Here is a 17,871-nt window from a genome sequence, read left to right as displayed (position 1 = left end):
CGTTCCCTTGCCGAGTTACAGCATTGGAATTTAGCGACACGGGCATATTACGGCAGCCTAAACTGATTGGTTTTGGACACGATAACTGATGAAATGCAACTACGAAAGAACTATCAGCATTCTTGGATATTCAAAATCAGTGCAACAAAGTAAAAAAGCTCGCAGACCAAAATCAGCGAGCTTAATTTATTATTGAATTACTAATCCTTTTTATTTCCCAATTCAAATTGCTTCTTTTTTTTCAGCTCACTCAACATCTTGTCAACGATTTTGTCAGCCAGACCAGCTTGGTTTTTTTGTTCACTTAGTATTTTCTTTTCGTTATTGTTTTGTGGGAAATTAAAGAAACCTTTGTGGCTATTTTCAGCGAGATAAGTTGTCTCAGCCAGCATCATACTTATCACCTCTCCATATAGTTTTCAAAATATGAATGATTTAGATTAGACGAGAAGTAATGTTTTCGCTTAATCCAAATAAATCCATCGCCTTTTGAAATAACTGCAACATCGATTGGTCCTCCAACCGTTTCCATTTGATTTGACATTTTCCTCTTTATTGAAGTCAAATTCACAAGCGCTTCTGCCATTGCAGCCAACTCTTCCTTTGGTAAAGCTGAAACTGTTCCAATTATCGGATTACTGTATTTTTCTGCGATCATACTTTGTAGAGCTACGTTAAACTCATCAACCATGTCACGACCAGAATCATGAATTTCCTGTTTTTGAGTTTGGTTAACGGCTCCTCCCAATATAGTATCGGTTATTTCCGGATAAGAATTCACCATTTTATCAAACATATGCTGAATTTCTTTTTTCAGGTCCGGCTCGATACCTGTCAAAAAAGAGTGAACCATCTCCTGTTGAGCGAAAGGTACGATGGCTGCGGTATTAACTGCACTTATCTTAACATCTTCATGTTCTTTATATTTCAATACCCCATCGAAAATTCCTTCAACCATAAAACTTTTTAGTGAAGGGAATATTTCAATGTCTCCAAATCCCGCAAAAACTATTCCAGTATCACCATCTGTAAGAAGATCCTTATAGGTTAAATTACTCGCGATCAACATAAGCCTTATGAATGTTTCCTGATCTATACTGACATTAACCAATTCATCAGTTACCTTTAATATTGTATCATGATGCTTTTGAAAAAAAACAGGTTGAAAAGTGTTATCGAATCCATTCGAAAAAGCAACCGATTCGTATTGTCTAGCGAAGAAATCTGCTTCACCAAATATTGTATCTTGAACATCAGTAACAGTAGGCATAGCACTTCTGAAGATCTCAGTTAGATCATCATTTATCAAGGCCAAAAAAGCATTTAGAAATCTGGTGTATTTTTCACGGACAATCATCTTTTCAATTTCAGGATTAAAGAACCGTGGATCATTAAGAAGGAATGAAAAAAAATCGGTGCAATATTCTTCAAATGTATCAAAATGTTTTTCCTGTAACTGCTTTCTATAAACTTTTATGATTGTTTCCCACGGAACTCCCATGAAGTTCGCATTTCCATAAATCATAATTCCAATAGGATGATGCTTTGACAAGGAAAAAAGCTTATCAGCACTGTTGAATATTTTTTTCGAATCAAATGTCACAGCGCTATCTGCGGCGAGTGCCACACCGATCGTATTAAGGACACCAATTTCTGCAGTCAAAAAAATTCAATCCCTTCAGCGTTGAATGTTAACTTACATGAAATTATACGACAAAAGTCCTCATTAACCTTCTTTTTCCAAGTTAAAACCAAAAAATAGTGTTATCACATAGTAGGAAAGAATCAGTTTAACACTTTTATTTGCGTAAAATTGCCATTGTGTTCATCCAAGTCAGTTCTGAGATGGTGAGTTTTTTCGTTTTCACCTTATCAATCCATGTCTTATCTGAAATAACTTTTTCTTTCAGCAGCTTCTCTACACAATCCTCGAGTGCGCTCCATTGATAATTGGTAAGTTCCAAATTGTCTTCCTCCTCCACAACATCATATTTGGTCAAGTCGTTTGCGCGGATCAGTGCGATCAGCTTATCAGCATAACGCGAGTCCGTTGCATAACCGCATTTATAAATCATTTCCGCTTGCGCTTCCGGCGTGCTGGCTGCCCGCACTCGATCATATCGCGGGAGCAGGAAAAGCAAGTCTTGGTCCTTGTAAAAATCATAAAGTGAATCATAGACGCGGAAATGAGCTGTTGTATTCACTACGTTTCCGCCGTATTCTTCCCAGGATCCTTTATTAATGCTACGGCCTTTCCAAAATCTGTTCGGCTTTCCGCCGCCAACCTTGATTCCGCCGAGATTGTACCATGGATGAATGATACAGCCTGTTTCTAGTATGTTTTGTGCTAATCTAACCGATGGAAGTAACGGCGAACCCTCCCCCCTTACCTGCTGCACGATCGGCGCAAGCTTAGCGATAAAAGCAGTCCTGGTTAACTTAGTCATCACTTTCAGCCCTCTCCTGTGCCTGCTTGACGATTTGATGGCCAAACACAGCGAACGCCCCTGCTAGGACTCCCTGAATGACCGCTTCCGGTCCCCAACCAATTAACCACACCGTAAGAGCTAATGCCGCGGTAGTGACGATATAAACGATGCTCCAGTTCGGAACGTTTGGTGTTTGCTTAAGCACAAAGCCAAGTACCCAGCAAGCAGCAACAACAATCAATAGCTTTGGATCAATCAATTGAAAAATAGCTTTCCATTCCATATCGTTTCATCCTCTCAAATCTAATTTTGTTTTCCGGCTATATCCAGACGATCAAGACGATGATGCGCCTGCTTCGCCGATTCCTCAACTCTTGTAACACGCTCTGATAAGACATCAAAGCGCTGCCCTTGCGCTCGCTGCTCCAGCCTTACCTCATCGACGCCGCGCTTAATGTATTCGACGTCCGTACGCAGAATTGCATCCTTGCCTGCCTCTGCCTGTGTATCTTGTCTTACTGATCTGTTTCTGCCGAACCAACCTATCGCTATTCCGCTAATGATACCTGCTGCAGAAAGCAGCATCATGATTGATGTTTGCTCCATGTGAACCCCCTATTATTAGTGCAAAAATATAGCCCCGCCGAAGCAGGGCTCAGATATTAAACCTCTAGTGGCAACCCGTCAGTGCCAAATCCTATAGCGAGTAGATCTGCTTCAACTGCATTGCGGATCGATGCCGGGACCTGTGCAAATGTGCGACGGCCAGCAATGATTAATGTTACTGTAACGGTAACTAGTGGCATGATATCACCTCCTTTCCTGAGTGCAACGAGCATCAGCCACAACAAAAAACGCAGTATCATGCATCCGCCTCGGGCTGCTGATCTGCGTTTAAACTGGATTGTACTGCTTCGCGTAAATGTTCTGGAACATCGTTGATCGTGCGCCGTCCTGATTGAATCAATTGGACGGATAAAACTATCATTCGTTTATCTAGCATCAAGGCTGTTCACCTCCAGCAGCTTGTAGATCAAGAACCATGAGATACACGTCAAATAGCGCATCCATCGTATCAAGATTCGTTTGTTCACTAGCTGTAAGCTTCACTTCTAGCTGCTCGATTCGCTCTTGCTCCGGAGTCTTTGAAGGAGGCGCATTCTCCCGCTCGATTTCTTCGGGCGTCTTTTCTCTCGGCGTAATGCCCATGAGTTGACCTTCGACGACGTCCAACGTATAGAATGGATACATTTCAAATATCTGAGCGGCAAGCTCGGCCCCTTCTGACGTGTTCTCGTCGACAAAATAAGAGTCCGGATACTCATTAAATGCGGTGTGCGCTCCAGACTCATACATGCCGTTTTTATGCACAATCATCATTTAATCCTCCTTATGGATAAGCAATATAGCTATATGCAACACCATTTGCATTCATATAATTGTCGCCGCTGCCTAGTCCGACGACAAACCCGCCAGTAGTTACATAACAGTTTGTCGTCGGGAGTGCGCTGCCTGAGATAAGCCACGACCTGCCTGCGTATAATAGCGCTAACGCTGGATCGACACTCCCCGTCGTGGCCCTTTGTCCTCCAATTACGTGTACACAGCTCGGCGTGAATCCAAGGCTCATAAAACGCATACCTCCAGCGGTTCCGACATACGATCCGCCAACCGGACTAGAAGAAATCGGAGCCCACGCGCTCCATGCCGACGCAACCATTCTACGAGTGAATACCGCCTCTGAGTCGACTTTATAGGCGATTTGAAAAATATGAGCGGAATCATAACGATGTACGTCGTAATAAAAGCCCGAGTTTGCGACGGGGGCTGACGCTCCGTTAAAAACGTAATACTTTCCGTTTACATTGAGCGTATTCACGCTCGTCCCATCCGCCATAACCTGAGTATTGATATTGTTTTTAACGAATCCGGTAGTCGCAATTTGCGTGTTACTCGTTGACGTTGCCGCCGTCGGTGCTGTTGGAGCACCCGTCAATGGAGGCGACACTAACTTAGCAAACGCGGACGCGTCGCTTCCGCCGAGCAAGCTCGCGTTTAGATTCGGCACAACGGTATTTGACGTTACAGCAAAAGGAGCCGTTCCCGCCGCGACCGTGGAAATGAATCGGCGAGAGGTTGTATCTCCGCTCGAATCCCGAGTGGCGATAGTACTCGCTACTGCCCCGTCGTTTATCGTACGTCCGGCAATAAAGCTCGCGTTTAGATTCGCGACCTGTGTCGTCGATGTCACAATTAACGGCGACTGTCCGGAAGCTGCGGTTAATGACATCCTTGTCGCTACTAGTTCCCCCGAAGGGCCTCTCGCTGCTAACGTCATTAAAGTGGGATTGTAATCTGCGTGCATGCCGTCGACCATATCGGCGTTAAGTCTCTCGACTTTCGTCGGAGATTGGACAATCAACGGCGGGCCGCCTTCTTCCATATCCAAGTACAGCGCCCTAACTGTTGTATCCCCGTTGCCATTCCTCGCGACAATACTATTTGAAAAGGGTGAGGACGACGGCTCTAATCCTGCGACCATACTCGCATTGAGATTTGAGGGCATTGTTGCGACAGGTAATTTCGCAGTGCTATCAAGTCCCGCATAACCTCCTGCCACTCCTTTATTGGCTGCATTCTCCGGTGTAAAACCAAGAGCCGTCTGTTTAGCATTCCACGTGGTTCGCTCCGAAGCTGTTAGATGCTTTGTTGAGTCATCAACATGAACCTTTGTTGCTGCTAGTGTGATATCAGGCGAATCGAATGGATTGTTTTTTCCTGTTATAGCTTTCAGATATTTTGTGAACCAACTTAACCATTGCGTGACCCTACCCGTTAACCCATATGCCACTGACGTATTTGGGTCAGCTGTTCGATTCCCTATTTTCAAATCAGTTACGGAGTTATCTGGATGATCCAATGTTGCAGCGTTTTTATGCGTGTCAAAATCCACTTGCTCTACAAAAACAAGTGAATTATCGATCACCGCCGAGACATTTGGAGCGTTGCCCACAATCGCCACAACATTAATATATTTCTCCACGAGATCCGGTCCGCCGCCTGCTGGTATATATTCCGCGCCAGCTCCTGCATTACCATAGCAAAAGAGTATTTCTCCTTCGTCCGGATCCGTGGCAAACAAACCGAGCTCGCGGAAATAAAAGCCAGTGATAATCTCGGCATTGGACAGATAAGAGCTCACTGTCGTTTTTCCATCCGCTACCGCTGTTATCTTATTAATTGGCAGGTATTTTTTAGCGCTAATCAGAGACAAGAGCCCTGGTATCTGTTGCCCACCCAGATTGCCGTCACCCATGCCAATCCTCGTATAGATTAAAGGCGTCCCAGCCTGCGCCTTTGCTTGGAGCGCACGGCCTTTATTGGTCATTATCAAACCGCCAAATGATGCCATTATGTCACCTGCTTTGCCGTAATAAAATCGCCTGTATGCAAGGCGTTGCCGAAGTAAATCTCCATGCTATCGCCGCTTGTAATCTCGATAGATTCCAGCCAGCTCCGCACGTTTTTAACCGAGTTAACAGCTGCAATAAACTCGGCTGCCTTACTCGCACTAGCAGCCGGGTCACTCGTCAAAACTTTGAAGTAACCCGGCTCTCCGCCGTATTGGAACCATTCTTGTACCTCACCGCTGCCGAAGATCGTTGCAATCAATTCCTCAACTGCGCTCGGCGTACCTTTACGACGATGCCAACCATAACTGCGCTTTACTAGCTCCCTGCGCTGCTCAAGCGGCAAAGTCGGATCGTAAAAATCAATATTGTACTGCCATGCGAGCTCGTCCGTTTCGGATTCTTTTAGCGATTCTAAACGGTTAAAATAAGACAGTTGATTGATTTTAATGGTCAGCGTCAGAAGCTCGTCATCAATCGACTGAGCCGCAGCCGCAATTACGAAGTCTGCCGCGATATTGTGAGGCATTAGATCGGCAAGCTTGATTGCGTCCATTTTAATCATCGGTTAGCCCTCCGTATGTGGCTGTAATCGTGTTAGCGATCGCCACCTCATCCGGTTCAATTTCTGTATAGACGGGAGATGTCACATTGACTCTGTGTGCTCCTGCGTCCATGACTCTCCTGATGAGCTCCGAGGGGTTAATATTGCGTCCTAATTTCGATTTTTGCCAGAGCACAAATCCAGCGATCGCTTGCGTTACTGCAGCCTGTATCATTGCCACCTCGGAGGTGCGATCCTCCGAAATCCAATAATGAAAAACGATATTAAAGGAAATAGCAGACGGCGCTTGAACAGTGACTTGGTCCGTCAAAGGACGTCTGCTCCGATCGTTTACAGCCGCATTCACAAGGTCAAGCACCGACTGCCCCGGTATCTCCCCGCCTTCAAGAAGAGGAACAACGACCACTTCGCACGCAGCCGGGGAAAAGACACCGACATCAGATATCGAAACACTGGCCGACTTAGCCCAATGGCGATAGGCCCCGCTTGGGCCAGCAACCGAAAAGGACTCCGGCGCTGTATGGATACGCTCACGGTATGCCTCATCATCCTCAATATCTGCGCCGCCGCTGCTGATTGTCACATTAATGCCTTTGTCCACAAATGGAATAGGATCAACGATCTGATTGATCTGACCCACACCATAGCCATTACCGAGCGCCCCAGCCTCCGTGCAAAGCGATAAGGCGTCCACCGATAATTGTCCTGGAGCAACTTGTACAAATGTAGTTGTGGCATAATATCGCTTTGGATCTGACTCTGTACTTACTCGCGTTCCCGCAGGGATTGAAACCGCCGATAACTGAGGGGCGGAAAGGGTGAACCGCAATGTTGTAGCTGCCGGCGCTGCGGGAAGTCGAGGGGTCTCCGTAAACACGCCCATATGATCAAGCATCGACCCCGCTGCATACTTCAGCAGATTCTGCTTGGCGGTCAAATTAATAAGCGATCGCTGCTGCACAATGATCGCCGCTATGGATAATAAAAAAAGCCGCACAGGATCGCCCGGATATAACGTCCGGCCGCTGGCAACTTCATACGTAGTAATCATGTTATTTAAAGTGTCGGTCACTTCTGTATCTACAAAATCAATTTCCGGTAAATCAACAAGACTCATGCTCCTTCCGCCCCCTCCTCGACTATTTGGATTTGCACAATTGGCAGTAGGATTCCATTTTCATCATCTGATTCGAAAAGCACCTGGACGACTTTCACGCGCGGCTCATATGTTTGAATTGCCGTTGTAATTAATCCTACTAACCTGGCTTGAGCAATCAACGTTGGATCATCTATTGCGCTATTGTCGAGACCAAAGGCTCTATCAAGCGGAACGGTTCCTTGAACGGTGTTTATGATCGTCCGGACATTCTGGGATATTTCTTCGGCCAAATTCGGATTAAATGTGATCGGAGACGGCGTTTTACTGATTTCAATCATTTTTTAATCACCGCCACATATTCCTCAATGGTCAAGCTGGCATTTCCGACAACGACATTACCGTTCTTGTCTACCTCGTCCCAGGTTTGGGATAAGGACGTAATAATCCATAATCCGGTTCCGACACCCTTGCCACCTATAATAAGAGCAACAGCTTTCCCCGTACGCTCAAGTGCAACCAATGCGTCGAGCTCTTTCCTTGGATTAATACCGTACTTGCTATCAAAACGCATGCTGAAGCTAATCGTATCCAGCCCCGGACCAATCCATTGTTTGATGGCTTTCCGGCCTATAATTTCATGAGAGGCCCAGCGCCCGCTAGTCGACCGGCTGAAATCCGTAAAGGTCCGAATAGTTTTAGGCGTTGCGACAAAAACAACCTTTCCAAAGGACCCAATCATGACGCGCCCTCGTCGATCTCACCGAGACAAAAGCCAGCGCTGATGCCGTTAGGCAAAAAAGCGCATAACACTTGGCTGCCGATCTCAGGCGTTGGTACATGTTTAAGCATGGGTAGCTCGTCGCTCACAAGATCATCCTTGTCGGGAAAAGCCACACGAACCACGCGACGAATATCGTCTGCTGTTGAGACAATGCCAATGCGTATAGTGTTTTTTAAATCGGACATGCTACCACCCCATTACTTTACGGATTTCAACAGATGTTGTGTAGCCGCTGCTACCCACTGCATGTGTCGCTACTTCTATGATGTACTTGCCGTCATAGCGACCAAAGCCGGATAAGTTGATCGTCAGCCCGGCTGACATGCGGATATCTCCGGCAAGTGATAAGCTGGCGCGGCCAAAGTTCTTGTTCTGTTCCCGCAGCTTCATGCGGGCAAGTCGCAGCGCTTCCCCTTGAGACTTTACATTTTCATTTACTTTCAGCAACGGCCCCGTTTTTGGTGCTCCCGGTGGCGTGTAAGTGACAATAAGGGCCGCTTTAGCTTTAGGTGGCGTATAACTGACCTGACAAGCTCTGTATGTCGTATCTGTTGCGCTCCATCCGAAGTTGTAGCTTAGTACAACATGGTCGCCTCTGGTCAGCGTGGCGACCGTCTGACGTTGCTCATAGGTACGCTCGTCAAACAAAACGAGCTTGCCCGCCGATACCTTGAGCGCCACCCCTTCTTTGCTGCAAAGATCCAGCAGAAAAGCCATATCCGATTGCTCTGTTTGATCGAGTCGGTCATAGACCGGATTATCCGGCACCTCATACAACAGCGTCAGCTTGGCGCGCGCAGCAACGTCTTGAGCGATGGCTCGCAGCGAAAACTTCTCCCACGCCTTGGATCGCTTCTCGCGGCGTACGCCAACACCCGCAGGCAAAGACAAAGCTTTAATCTGTACGGTGTCAGGCGGCCCCGCAAGTGTGGCAGAATCAACCTCGAATGTACCGAGTGGCAGCGTGCGTTTATCGTCTGCTTTCAGCCAATCCTGCACCTGTATGGATGCAGTAATCGTGTCGCCCTCTGCCGGATTCCACGCCCCTTGCCAGCGCCGCAGGACGTCCTCCAGTGTAATCTGCAAATCATCCAATTGCCCTGGCGCGTTATCCGTATAGGAAAGATCAATCAGAGATCCAGCAATGTCAGCGCTGATATCCTTGCCATTGTACTTGATTAATACCGCAGCTCTGCGAGCGATCTGCATTTATCTATCTCCTCCACGGCGGCAGGTCACTAGGTAATTCCTCGGGCGCAGGCGGGACTTGTAACTGCAACCCTGCCGAGAATATGACCGTATCAGCATACTGCCCGTTGGCGTTGATGAGCAGGGGTACCATTGTCGCGTTTCCGTATATCTTGAATGCGATCATATCCCATGTGTCGCCTTGTGTAGTCATATATGTCACCCCATACTCACCCGCCTTTGCTGTGTTGTAAATGCATTCATCCGCCGTTCGAAATCATCATGACCGGTTGATATTGCACGTTGCATGGTTTGTTCGTCCGCGTTTCCTTGAATGATGATTTGCGGGCTATAAGACACTTGATAGGTGTCTCCGCCGCCCTGTGAGGTCAGCCCCATAGAGGAACCCGCTGACTGCCATAAATCCTTGCTTCGCTGGCTGTTGTTCTCGGGAATTATCCACTCGTTCGATTTGCCTTCTCCAACCCATGCGAGCTCCGGCTGCGTAACGTATCCACCATCTGCATACCCGCCGATTTTCGGAATCTCAGGAATACTAACGCCGAAGGATTCGCCCCCAATACCCGGCACCCAATCCGGCACATCAATACTTACTTTGTTGATCCCTCGAATGGCAGCATTAATCGCATCGATTGCGAGGTTGATCGGAAATGTTAGAACAGATCCGAGTGCATTAAAAATGCCCTCAAATACACTCCGAACACCTTCCCATGCCTTGCTCCAATTGCCCGTAAATACCCCGGTAATAAAGTCGATGATGCCGCCTAAAACATCAAATAGACCATTAAGCACACCGCCGATTGCTGTTATTGCATTCGATACGATGGACTGTATGATCGGGAATACATAATTGAACGCATCGAAAATACCATCTACAATCGGTTTGATAATACCCCATATCGCAGTAAAAAGTTCTGCAATCTTATCTCCTACCATTGTGATTTTGGGTAAGATAGCACCAATAACCGCGGAAATTTGAGGCATCACCTCATTAGCCAGGAAGCTAAATATTTTCGCAAGGACAGGAAACAGTTTGCCCATGATATAAGTGACAACCGGTAATAAAGCTTGAATGATTTTCGCAGCTACCGCATAAAAAGTCATCACAATTTTCGCCAATATGGGTACCAACTGCATGACCACTTTCCCTACAGAACCAAAAATCGTTTTAATGTGTGGGAGAATAACGCTCCAACCTGCTAAAAAATTACTTTTCAATTGATCGAAAACTCGCAAAATGCCTTCAATGATCTGATCTTGAGTCTTTGCATCAATGCCAAGAGCGTCCATATAATTCATGACTACGCCTTTCATTTCTCCATCAAAACCATTTTCGAAAAGCCATCGTACATTTTCAAAGGCTTCCGTGATGACGTGACCGACTTTCCCGAAAGTTTTCTGAACGACTGGCATTATATTTTGTAACCACCCACTTAGCTTTTCGAGCAAAGGAAGCGCGGCATTTGAGATTGGAAGCAAGATGCCCGTCTGAAGTTGCCTGCCAATACCCTGAAAAGCCTTGCCGATCGTATCATACTTAACCTTCGTGATTTCGCCCATGCTGTCTTTGGTTATGTCAAATTGGCTTCGAGCTGTTCCCATAGCCTCGATTACTCCAGCTTCCAAGTCCTCGAATTGCGTACCAAACAATCCGACACCGATCGCATTCTTTTTGACAGGGTCTTCAACTGCGCTAATAGCTGCCGCAACTGTCTGAAATGCTTTTTGTGCCGCTGGACCACCTGCAGCAAATGTAGCAGACATTTCCTCTGCATTCATCCCAAGCGCTTGATAAGCATCAACAGAAGTTTTGGACATGTCTTTCGATCGGATGTTAAATTCCTTTACCGCATCCCCGACCTTGTCCAAGTTAAAAGCTCCCGCCTCAAGGCCAGCACCGAACGTATCAAACATATCTGCAGCCGAGAAGCCCAGTGTTGCAAAGTGCGGAGCGTACTCATTCGCTGAATCTAGCAGTTCATTTGATTTGTTCAAACCATTTTGAGCACCTTGGGCGAGAAGGTTATACGCTTCGTCGCTTGTCACACCAAAATTTTTCATCATCGTGTCAGCGGCTTTGACAGATTCAGTAACATCCTCACCAAATGTATCCCGAAAAGCGATAGCGTTCTTTGTTGTCGACTCCAACGCAGCCCCTGATTGCTGGGTGACCTGTTCCACTAGACTCATTGATTCGGCAATGTCATAGAAATTCTCGCCAATTGCTTGGTTATATATGTTCTTGGCAATGTTGCCGAAATCACCCATTTCGCCCTCGGTTGCACCCGTTGACGCTTGGATTTGTGCCATGGCCGTACTATATTCGTCGGCAAAAGAATAAACAGCAGCGCCAGCAAGACCTACACCGGCAACCGCTGCTACCCCGATCCCAGCTGCCACAGCAGCACCACCGGCTAATGCTCCACCTCGCCCGGCTGCACCATCTCTAGCACCTCCATCACTTTCCCCGCCGCCCCCACCGCCGCCAGAGGGACCTCCTGCGTTTTGTAGATCGCGCATTCGACGTTCAAGCTGTTCGACGTCTCGCAGATAGGTACGCATGTCGTTACCGAACATGTTACCTGGCATCCGGATCGTGCTGATCTGCCTGAGATTCTGCACAAGGGCTCGCGAACTAGTAACCGCCTCCCGAAGCTCGGTGAGCATGTTTGAAAACACTCCGGTAGGCATAGAGGTTGTACGAATGTCTCGGAAATGCCGCTCAAGATCCTGCAGCCCATTCCGCAGCGGCCGCACCATGTCACCTGAGAGGCGGATCGCATTGAGTGCTCGAGCTTTAGCTTCGAGCTCCGTAAGATCAGCAAGAGCCCGCGTCATGTTAGAGGTATAACTCCCTTCTAGCTTGGCCGCGAGCTCAAACGCAATTTTATATACTTTACCAGCCATATGTCACCTCTTTTTCGGCTGCTGTACTGCCTTTGCCCATTCCTGCAGCTCTGATAATGGGAGACTAAGAAAGTAGGGCATTGGAGTACTCATTGAAGAGGAAAGGGCTGCTACGTGCTTTCGCAGCAATAGCAGCCCCCCGTCTTCGGCCAATCCTAGCCGAGCAAAAAATTTTGTGCCTCTACAGTCAGCTTCGAAAAATCTTTTGCGGACAACTTATTTAAAAGTTCTGCAGGCTGCTTTGATGCTCGAGCAACAATAAAAACAAGGTACGATTTAGAGATTTCTTTTACTGGAGCAAAGTCTTTTGTCTTTGCTGCAGAAGTATTGTATTGCCGCTCTGCCGATAAAATATCGTCGCCAGTAAGGCTGTCAAAATCAAGTTCTAGCTCCGAAATCGTTTCCCCATCGAATTCAACTGGCTTGCTTAACACAAACTTATTTTCGCTCATTTGTTCATTTCTCCTTATTTTCCGAGAGCTGTGCGCTCTGCGGCTAGATAGTCAACGCCATTTACAATGAAAATAGAGTTAAATTTGTCTAACTCTAGTACCGTCTTTCCACCTGCAATAATTTTTACGTATGTGACCTCAAGTTCATTACTTGTTCCGGTGGTAGCTCCGACTTCCAAGCTGCCGAGCGAGAGGTTTTTCGGAATGCCCCGAATCGAAATTTTTGTCGGCGCACTGGTGTATAGTCCACTAGAAGAATCCAGTGTCTGACTCGCAATACGGAAATCTAATGCATGTTGCTTGGGCTCCAGCAGCGATATAGCAGCCGGATCGATTGTCCGCCAGTTAATGGTTACGGATGCTGCTCCAAAGTGGCCAATAGTCGGGCTGTCAATCTCGCCTGCGATTCCGGCGCCTTTGATTGACTCTGACAATGATTCAAAAGACGGAAGCTCGACGTCTGCAGTCCCTAAAAATTCTGAACCGTTACGGTACACGGAGTACCCTGTTACTTTTTCAGCTATCTTCATTTGTCAGCTCCTAACCGAATAGCGAACCGAGATAACTCGGGTCGTACTCCAGAATAAAATTCATTTCTTGTGCTGGTCCCGGCGGCGTCAGGTAAACATGAAAACGAATTATGCCACCAAGCAAATCAGTCGTAGGGTTTTCAGAAGCATTAAATTCAACGCGGCCACCCAGCAGCGCACCGGTAGACGTCAGCCCATTCAGCCAAATATTAATAGAATCCGTCACGGTCTCGATCAAGCGCTTATTAATTGGATCATCCACTTTCGCCCAATAGGTGAGCGTGATGGAGTTGGAAATCCAGTCAAACATGCGACGAGTCGAAATAAAAGCGTCCTTCGCGTCCGTGTTCGCTGGATAAGCGCCGGTAATGTTGCCCCAAGCTTTCCACCCGCCGACAAAGTTGAGAGCCGTGACAATGCCCTGAGCGTTCAGATAGGCTGCTTGATCGGGACCCAAATAAACCTCTTTGCCATCAGCCAGTACAGCGGCATTGGCTTGCAGCGCTTTGTTGGACGGGGATGCATAAGGTACGCCGTCATAGGCTGCATCAGTCGCACCAATTACGCCTGCAAGCTGGGTAGATAAATGATACTGCTTGCCTCCAAGTGCCACTTTAGGCCACGTTGCTACTTGCCGAGTAGACGTATAGTTATTGGTGTTTTTCCAGTCCGGGACCTCACTGTATTGATCCGCTCCCGCCGATGTTGCCGGAACGTCCGTCAACGCCAAAGCCTTGAAATGACCATTAATGTTCCCGGCTTTAGCGACCATGATCGCTGCGACTGTCGGGTCAGTGGAATGCCCTGGCGCTACGATAAGGCTTGGTACAAGACCGAAACGCGGAAATACTTGGTTGATTAGCTCCAAGCCCGTAAGGTTGCCGGTAACACCATCAACGCCGCCAATAATATCAGCTGAATCAACAGCGGTCGGATTAAGACGATCATAGCCAACCTGCAGCGCAGTTGCATTCGACGGAATAGTTCCTGTTGACTTGCGGCTGATTACGACATTGCCGTCCTTGTCAAAATCGATGGTGTAATCCGTATCCTTTGCGTATGGCGTAACGCCGTCTGCGGATTTGACAACTACGCTCGGAAGCATTACGCCTTTAGTTGCAATTTTGACCACACCTGCAGTTACTGGTGTGCTAGCAGGAGCAACAGTTGTTTTGTGGTCCGCAGGGTTTAGCACGTTAATAAAGATTACAGGAGACAATCCGAATAGCCTGAAATGTGAATCCATAAACTCACACAGGCTATAAGATGCGAAATCATCCGAGTAACCAAGTGCTTCAACCGCTTCCGCGAACGAATATGCCAAAATCGGAACGTTTACCGGAAGGCTTACTAGCTTGCTCATATTAATTGGAGCTGTACCAACGACAACAGGAATCGCAGACGCGACCTGTGCCGGGGATACAACCGATGTTGCTTGCTCATTTACTGTAACGCCGTGTGCCATGTTGGCCCCCTATCCTCTCAATGTCATGAGATTTTGATATGCAATGTATTCCGCCGTACCGGACAATTGTGCTTTTGCTTGTGTCGCTGCTGTTTCGGCAACGGGGACAATTAAATCCTTGATGCTAGGATGCTGCTCTAGCAAGTCGCTAAGATATACCGGCAGCCCGCCGCGAAACACTGTGTTTTGTGATAGGCGTCCGCCTGGCAGGTTCGGACCGATATAAATCAATTGTTGTACCGGCTTATCCGTCTTGGGCATTCTTTCTTTTTTCGGTTTTTCCAGTTCCACTGATTGTTGTTCATTCATAATCCATTCACCTCCTCGGTAATTGTGGGTAGCATCCAAGTCGTGATAGCCTGGCCGATGAATTCCGGACTCGGCTGCCCTTCGAAAAACTCCCATTTGTATGCGTTAGGCGAATCAATCTCAAGATGAAATTGATTCTCGAGTGTCCTATTTTTAAGCAGCGCCAGCCTGACGCGCTCCATTACGTTGAATACATCTTTTGGCGCTTCTGGATCTTCGGACTTCGTCCCAAAAAACAGATTAACGATTACTTTATGCGCGTCTGACTGTGTTTCACCTTTATGCAGCCGAACGATGATATAAGGGAATTCAGGGACGTTCTGATTCGTCAGCCCCTTCTCCGGCAGATAAAATTCATGAACAGCTGGCTGCTGCGATGCGTTATCAGACATGACACGCTCGATAAATCGCTTTATAGCTCCGCTTAATAAAATTGGCGTAGAGATCGTGGTCACCTCATTTCAAAATCCGCCCTATTTCATGGTCCAGACGCTTATGCATCCGCTCCTCGGCTTGTTCCTCCACATGCTTTACTACTTCAGGCGCGTTCATCATGACGGCAATCGCTGGGCTGCGCAGCTCTTCGACAGGCAATTCCGGATAGTGACCTTGCGGGTTCTTTATCCGTTTCACTCCACTCTGGCCGGACGGAAATTTCCGTTTCATGACCATGACTTTCGATCCGGTGTTACGGATGTAAGCAGACCTGATTGTTTTGGATTCCCCTTTTCTAACCTCAACCTTGGCAGGCTTAGGTTTCCGAGGGTTCCAGCTTTTCGGGCTATACTTAAACCGAGTCAAGGGCAGGTTTGGTCCGCTCGCCTTAATGATGACTTCCCCTGATGATGCCGAGGAATAAACCAGTTTCAAAGCGCCCTTTACCTCTGACGCTTTGATTTGGTATGTCTCCCGAACCTTGCGATTAGCCTCCGTCATGACGCCCTCGCCAACGCGGTTAAGGGCCTTTGAAGAAACCTCGTCCATGCGTTCCTTTAATGCCTTCACAACCTTCACAGCTTCCCGCATGCCCTCTGCCTTCAATCGACATTCGCCTCCAGCGTTACTGCATAGATTCCGCAGTCATCCGATGATTTGACAACGGTATACGCGACACCGTCCAATGTAAGGCGTACACCTTCACGCGGGATACCATCAAACGCTATATCAAATTCAGAAGCATCAAAATGAGCTTGTTTTCGGACAAACGAAACACCCTCCGCGTATGCAAGAGGGTGCGTGTTGTCAGTCGCTTCAGATAATACTGCCTTAATCTGTACGCCGTTTATCGTATGAATGGTGGCAAATTCATTCGGGTTTATAAACGTTCGCTGAACATCAAGTTTTAGTTGATCGCGAAAGTTCATGACTATCCCTCTAAGGAATCATACCAAGCTACGTACTGCTTGAGACGATCGGCGGCGTTTGCTTCCGGATCGATTTCCAAGGCCCGAAGCTCATCCTTCTGCTCATCGGCCTTCAATGCTCCAAACTCTTCCGGCGTTAACGCTTTTTCTTCATCGAAATCATTACCTTCGATTTGTTCAGCTACATCCAGATTAACAAGGCGTTTTGCTTCATCGTCAGATATGTCTTTGATGACATCACCTGCACGGTAAGAAACGCCGTTATGCAATACTTTGCCTAATGCTTTAACCATGTTCATCACTCCTCTCTATAGTACTTTCGCTACTGCCCAACCGTTCACATCTGCAGGAATTGGGAACGGACGGGATAGCATCTGCAAGTAACGCGCAGCTGGCTCTTTGGTCGTCCATGATTGCGGCGTAATCTGTGCTTTTACATATTGGAATGCGCCATTGTCACCCATAATCAAGTTTGCACCATAGGCAAATTCAAACGGTTTGCCATCAGGCAGCATGGCAAGCGTGCCAGCTGGAACAAAGCTCGTCTCAACGCCATTTTCATTGGTATAGCTAGCAGTAAGGCTATATACATGAAGGTCGATTTGCTGTAGGTAACCGTGATACGTTACACCATCCGGAAGCAGCTCTTGATTGAGATTCCCGACATTAATAACCGCATTGTTATTAATCTTCGCAATCTCTATTACTTTTGGGTGTCGCATAATTGTTTCACCGACAGTGAATGTCGTGAAAATTTTACGAGGAGTACGGCCACTTTTTGTCATAACATCCTGCTTAATGCCGGCAAGAATGCCTTGAACATCTGCGTCAGGACTCGAGAATAGATCCGAACCCGACAATGTATAGATATTATCAAAGTCATAATCCAATTCTTGGCTTACGCCTTCGCCGGTTTGAACGACCTTACCCGTAAACATCAAGCTTGAAGCCATCTCACCTCGGCGTTGCGTAATGGTATCCACCAATTCAACAACATCCTTAGCAAGTAGCTTTTGAGCGCGCACTGCTGGATTATCAGGATTGTACAGGCTCTCACCAGCTTGACGAACTTTAAGATCAATACTTGTAATGACACGCATTGGTTTAACCAGAGCAGGCTTGTACTGTTGCGCCGTAAAACCAGTTCGCAGCACGACCTTACCAGGAAGCAGCTCGTTTACATAAGGTGCAATAGGCTTGTGCCCTTTTTTCGTTTGGATTTCAATTTCATCGGTTTCAAATGTCTCCCCCTCCGAAAAGAATTGATCCAGAATGTACGTGCTGGCATTAGGAAGTGCCTCTACCACGCGAAATAGATGTGGGAATGAATAAATGTCTCTTGGCATTGAAT

At 47.2% G+C, this 17,871-nt stretch carries 26 protein-coding genes; all 26 read right to left on the bottom strand.

What is annotated here, in order from left to right; all coding sequences use genetic code 11:
* Window positions 1-200 precede the first annotated feature (200 nt).
* The 26 genes from AC0YN3_RS01590 to AC0YN3_RS01465 all read right to left on the bottom strand — a co-directional run bounded on the left by AC0YN3_RS01590 (window position 201) and on the right by AC0YN3_RS01465 (window position 17,866).
* The gene (locus tag AC0YN3_RS01590) at window positions 201-395 is read right to left on the bottom strand and encodes a hypothetical protein (RefSeq protein WP_475773407.1); all 195 of its coding nucleotides are present in this window, start codon (window positions 393-395) and stop codon (window positions 201-203) included.
* Between the two features lie 5 nt (window positions 396-400).
* Window positions 401-1,663 carry a hypothetical protein gene (locus AC0YN3_RS01585; protein ID WP_475773406.1) on the bottom strand — a complete coding sequence of 421 codons (1,263 nt, stop codon included), beginning with the start codon at window positions 1,661-1,663 and terminating at the stop codon, window positions 401-403.
* A gap of 136 nt (window positions 1,664-1,799) precedes the next feature.
* Window positions 1,800-2,447, bottom strand: a complete 648-nt coding sequence (locus AC0YN3_RS01580; RefSeq protein ID WP_475773405.1) for a glycoside hydrolase family 73 protein — start codon at window positions 2,445-2,447, stop codon at window positions 1,800-1,802.
* The gene (locus AC0YN3_RS01575) at window positions 2,440-2,712 is read right to left on the bottom strand and encodes a phage holin family protein (RefSeq protein WP_475773404.1); all 273 of its coding nucleotides are present in this window, start codon (window positions 2,710-2,712) and stop codon (window positions 2,440-2,442) included. The genes AC0YN3_RS01580 and AC0YN3_RS01575 overlap by 8 nt, the downstream gene beginning before the upstream one ends.
* A gap of 20 nt (window positions 2,713-2,732) precedes the next feature.
* Window positions 2,733-3,035, bottom strand: coding sequence for a hypothetical protein (locus tag AC0YN3_RS01570; RefSeq protein ID WP_475773403.1), 303 nt, complete (start codon window positions 3,033-3,035; stop codon window positions 2,733-2,735).
* A 56-nt stretch (window positions 3,036-3,091) separates the two neighbouring features.
* Window positions 3,092-3,235, bottom strand: coding sequence for a CD1375 family protein (locus AC0YN3_RS01565; protein ID WP_475773402.1), 144 nt, complete (start codon window positions 3,233-3,235; stop codon window positions 3,092-3,094).
* Between the two features lie 56 nt (window positions 3,236-3,291).
* On the bottom strand, window positions 3,292-3,417 hold the full coding sequence (locus AC0YN3_RS01560; RefSeq protein ID WP_475774258.1) for a CD1375 family protein: 126 nt from the start codon (window positions 3,415-3,417) through the stop codon (window positions 3,292-3,294).
* 14 nt (window positions 3,418-3,431) lie between these two features.
* Window positions 3,432-3,809 carry a hypothetical protein gene (locus AC0YN3_RS01555; protein ID WP_475773401.1) on the bottom strand — a complete coding sequence of 126 codons (378 nt, stop codon included), beginning with the start codon at window positions 3,807-3,809 and terminating at the stop codon, window positions 3,432-3,434.
* 10 nt (window positions 3,810-3,819) lie between these two features.
* Window positions 3,820-5,817 carry a hypothetical protein gene (locus AC0YN3_RS01550; RefSeq protein WP_475773400.1) on the bottom strand — a complete coding sequence of 666 codons (1,998 nt, stop codon included), beginning with the start codon at window positions 5,815-5,817 and terminating at the stop codon, window positions 3,820-3,822.
* A 23-nt stretch (window positions 5,818-5,840) separates the two neighbouring features.
* Window positions 5,841-6,404 (bottom strand): phage tail protein I, encoded by a 564-nt coding sequence (locus tag AC0YN3_RS01545; RefSeq protein ID WP_475773399.1) that lies wholly within the window; start codon window positions 6,402-6,404, stop codon window positions 5,841-5,843.
* A complete protein-coding gene (locus AC0YN3_RS01540) occupies window positions 6,397-7,521 on the bottom strand; it encodes a baseplate assembly protein (protein WP_475773398.1) in 1,125 nt (374 codons plus the stop codon). The genes AC0YN3_RS01545 and AC0YN3_RS01540 overlap by 8 nt, the downstream gene beginning before the upstream one ends.
* Complete coding sequence (locus tag AC0YN3_RS01535; protein ID WP_475773397.1) at window positions 7,518-7,841, bottom strand: GPW/gp25 family protein; 324 nt, start codon at window positions 7,839-7,841, stop codon at window positions 7,518-7,520. Before AC0YN3_RS01535 ends, AC0YN3_RS01540 begins: the two co-directional genes overlap by 4 nt.
* Entirely contained in the window at window positions 7,838-8,242 is a 405-nt protein-coding gene (locus AC0YN3_RS01530; RefSeq protein ID WP_475773396.1) for a phage tail protein, read from the bottom strand. Before AC0YN3_RS01530 ends, AC0YN3_RS01535 begins: the two co-directional genes overlap by 4 nt.
* Entirely contained in the window at window positions 8,239-8,469 is a 231-nt protein-coding gene (locus AC0YN3_RS01525; protein WP_475773395.1) for a hypothetical protein, read from the bottom strand. The genes AC0YN3_RS01530 and AC0YN3_RS01525 overlap by 4 nt, the downstream gene beginning before the upstream one ends.
* A gap of 1 nt (window position 8,470) precedes the next feature.
* Window positions 8,471-9,493 (bottom strand): phage late control D family protein, encoded by a 1,023-nt coding sequence (locus AC0YN3_RS01520; protein ID WP_475773394.1) that lies wholly within the window; start codon window positions 9,491-9,493, stop codon window positions 8,471-8,473.
* Window positions 9,494-9,497: 4 nt separating this feature from the next.
* Entirely contained in the window at window positions 9,498-9,686 is a 189-nt protein-coding gene (locus AC0YN3_RS01515; protein ID WP_475773393.1) for a tail protein X, read from the bottom strand.
* 5 nt (window positions 9,687-9,691) lie between these two features.
* Window positions 9,692-12,400: a phage tail tape measure protein gene (locus tag AC0YN3_RS01510; RefSeq protein ID WP_475773392.1), complete on the bottom strand. Its 2,709-nt coding sequence runs from the start codon at window positions 12,398-12,400 to the stop codon at window positions 9,692-9,694.
* 155 nt (window positions 12,401-12,555) lie between these two features.
* Window positions 12,556-12,852, bottom strand: a complete 297-nt coding sequence (locus tag AC0YN3_RS01505; protein WP_475773391.1) for a phage tail assembly protein — start codon at window positions 12,850-12,852, stop codon at window positions 12,556-12,558.
* Between the two features lie 14 nt (window positions 12,853-12,866).
* Window positions 12,867-13,382, bottom strand: a complete 516-nt coding sequence (locus AC0YN3_RS01500) for a phage major tail tube protein (protein ID WP_475773390.1) — start codon at window positions 13,380-13,382, stop codon at window positions 12,867-12,869.
* A gap of 10 nt (window positions 13,383-13,392) precedes the next feature.
* Window positions 13,393-14,847, bottom strand: a complete 1,455-nt coding sequence (locus tag AC0YN3_RS01495; protein WP_475773389.1) for a phage tail sheath family protein — start codon at window positions 14,845-14,847, stop codon at window positions 13,393-13,395.
* A 9-nt stretch (window positions 14,848-14,856) separates the two neighbouring features.
* Entirely contained in the window at window positions 14,857-15,156 is a 300-nt protein-coding gene (locus AC0YN3_RS01490) for a hypothetical protein (RefSeq protein WP_475773388.1), read from the bottom strand.
* Window positions 15,153-15,611: a hypothetical protein gene (locus AC0YN3_RS01485; RefSeq protein WP_475773387.1), complete on the bottom strand. Its 459-nt coding sequence runs from the start codon at window positions 15,609-15,611 to the stop codon at window positions 15,153-15,155. The genes AC0YN3_RS01490 and AC0YN3_RS01485 overlap by 4 nt, the downstream gene beginning before the upstream one ends.
* Window position 15,612: 1 nt before the next feature.
* Entirely contained in the window at window positions 15,613-16,197 is a 585-nt protein-coding gene (locus AC0YN3_RS01480; protein ID WP_475773386.1) for a phage tail protein, read from the bottom strand.
* Complete coding sequence (locus AC0YN3_RS01475) at window positions 16,194-16,520, bottom strand: hypothetical protein (protein ID WP_475773385.1); 327 nt, start codon at window positions 16,518-16,520, stop codon at window positions 16,194-16,196. Before AC0YN3_RS01475 ends, AC0YN3_RS01480 begins: the two co-directional genes overlap by 4 nt.
* Before the next feature lie 2 nt (window positions 16,521-16,522).
* Window positions 16,523-16,813: a DUF7210 family protein gene (locus AC0YN3_RS01470; RefSeq protein WP_475773384.1), complete on the bottom strand. Its 291-nt coding sequence runs from the start codon at window positions 16,811-16,813 to the stop codon at window positions 16,523-16,525.
* Between the two features lie 15 nt (window positions 16,814-16,828).
* Window positions 16,829-17,866: a major capsid protein gene (locus AC0YN3_RS01465; protein ID WP_475773383.1), complete on the bottom strand. Its 1,038-nt coding sequence runs from the start codon at window positions 17,864-17,866 to the stop codon at window positions 16,829-16,831.
* Window positions 17,867-17,871 lie beyond the last annotated feature (5 nt).

This window comes from Paenibacillus sp. J22R232 (genome assembly GCF_056269165.1).
Note: the sequence above shows the minus strand (reverse complement) of the source record. Positions and strands in the feature narration are given on the sequence as shown.

What these genes read in the sequence shown, in the direction of transcription:
- AC0YN3_RS01520 (WP_475773394.1), bottom strand. Translation starts at nt 9,493, where the DNA reads ATGCAGATCGCTCGCAGAGCTGCGGTATTAATCAAGTACAATGGCAAG.
- AC0YN3_RS01465 (WP_475773383.1), bottom strand. Translation starts at nt 17,866, where the DNA reads ATGCCAAGAGACATTTATTCATTCCCACATCTATTTCGCGTGGTAGAG.
- AC0YN3_RS01550 (WP_475773400.1), bottom strand. Translation starts at nt 5,817, where the DNA reads ATGACCAATAAAGGCCGTGCGCTCCAAGCAAAGGCGCAGGCTGGGACG.
- AC0YN3_RS01555 (WP_475773401.1), bottom strand. Translation starts at nt 3,809, where the DNA reads ATGATGATTGTGCATAAAAACGGCATGTATGAGTCTGGAGCGCACACC.
- AC0YN3_RS01590 (WP_475773407.1), bottom strand. Translation starts at nt 395, where the DNA reads ATGATGCTGGCTGAGACAACTTATCTCGCTGAAAATAGCCACAAAGGT.
- AC0YN3_RS01495 (WP_475773389.1), bottom strand. Translation starts at nt 14,847, where the DNA reads ATGGCACACGGCGTTACAGTAAATGAGCAAGCAACATCGGTTGTATCC.
- AC0YN3_RS01525 (WP_475773395.1), bottom strand. Translation starts at nt 8,469, where the DNA reads ATGTCCGATTTAAAAAACACTATACGCATTGGCATTGTCTCAACAGCA.
- AC0YN3_RS01510 (WP_475773392.1), bottom strand. Translation starts at nt 12,400, where the DNA reads ATGGCTGGTAAAGTATATAAAATTGCGTTTGAGCTCGCGGCCAAGCTA.
- AC0YN3_RS01540 (WP_475773398.1), bottom strand. Translation starts at nt 7,521, where the DNA reads ATGAGTCTTGTTGATTTACCGGAAATTGATTTTGTAGATACAGAAGTG.
- AC0YN3_RS01545 (WP_475773399.1), bottom strand. Translation starts at nt 6,404, where the DNA reads ATGATTAAAATGGACGCAATCAAGCTTGCCGATCTAATGCCTCACAAT.
- AC0YN3_RS01560 (WP_475774258.1), bottom strand. Translation starts at nt 3,417, where the DNA reads ATGATAGTTTTATCCGTCCAATTGATTCAATCAGGACGGCGCACGATC.
- AC0YN3_RS01565 (WP_475773402.1), bottom strand. Translation starts at nt 3,235, where the DNA reads ATGCCACTAGTTACCGTTACAGTAACATTAATCATTGCTGGCCGTCGC.
- AC0YN3_RS01490 (WP_475773388.1), bottom strand. Translation starts at nt 15,156, where the DNA reads ATGAATGAACAACAATCAGTGGAACTGGAAAAACCGAAAAAAGAAAGA.
- AC0YN3_RS01470 (WP_475773384.1), bottom strand. Translation starts at nt 16,813, where the DNA reads ATGGTTAAAGCATTAGGCAAAGTATTGCATAACGGCGTTTCTTACCGT.
- AC0YN3_RS01515 (WP_475773393.1), bottom strand. Translation starts at nt 9,686, where the DNA reads ATGACTACACAAGGCGACACATGGGATATGATCGCATTCAAGATATAC.
- AC0YN3_RS01570 (WP_475773403.1), bottom strand. Translation starts at nt 3,035, where the DNA reads ATGGAGCAAACATCAATCATGATGCTGCTTTCTGCAGCAGGTATCATT.
- AC0YN3_RS01530 (WP_475773396.1), bottom strand. Translation starts at nt 8,242, where the DNA reads ATGATTGGGTCCTTTGGAAAGGTTGTTTTTGTCGCAACGCCTAAAACT.
- AC0YN3_RS01535 (WP_475773397.1), bottom strand. Translation starts at nt 7,841, where the DNA reads ATGATTGAAATCAGTAAAACGCCGTCTCCGATCACATTTAATCCGAAT.
- AC0YN3_RS01580 (WP_475773405.1), bottom strand. Translation starts at nt 2,447, where the DNA reads ATGACTAAGTTAACCAGGACTGCTTTTATCGCTAAGCTTGCGCCGATC.
- AC0YN3_RS01505 (WP_475773391.1), bottom strand. Translation starts at nt 12,852, where the DNA reads ATGAGCGAAAATAAGTTTGTGTTAAGCAAGCCAGTTGAATTCGATGGG.
- AC0YN3_RS01500 (WP_475773390.1), bottom strand. Translation starts at nt 13,382, where the DNA reads ATGAAGATAGCTGAAAAAGTAACAGGGTACTCCGTGTACCGTAACGGT.
- AC0YN3_RS01475 (WP_475773385.1), bottom strand. Translation starts at nt 16,520, where the DNA reads ATGAACTTTCGCGATCAACTAAAACTTGATGTTCAGCGAACGTTTATA.
- AC0YN3_RS01575 (WP_475773404.1), bottom strand. Translation starts at nt 2,712, where the DNA reads ATGGAATGGAAAGCTATTTTTCAATTGATTGATCCAAAGCTATTGATT.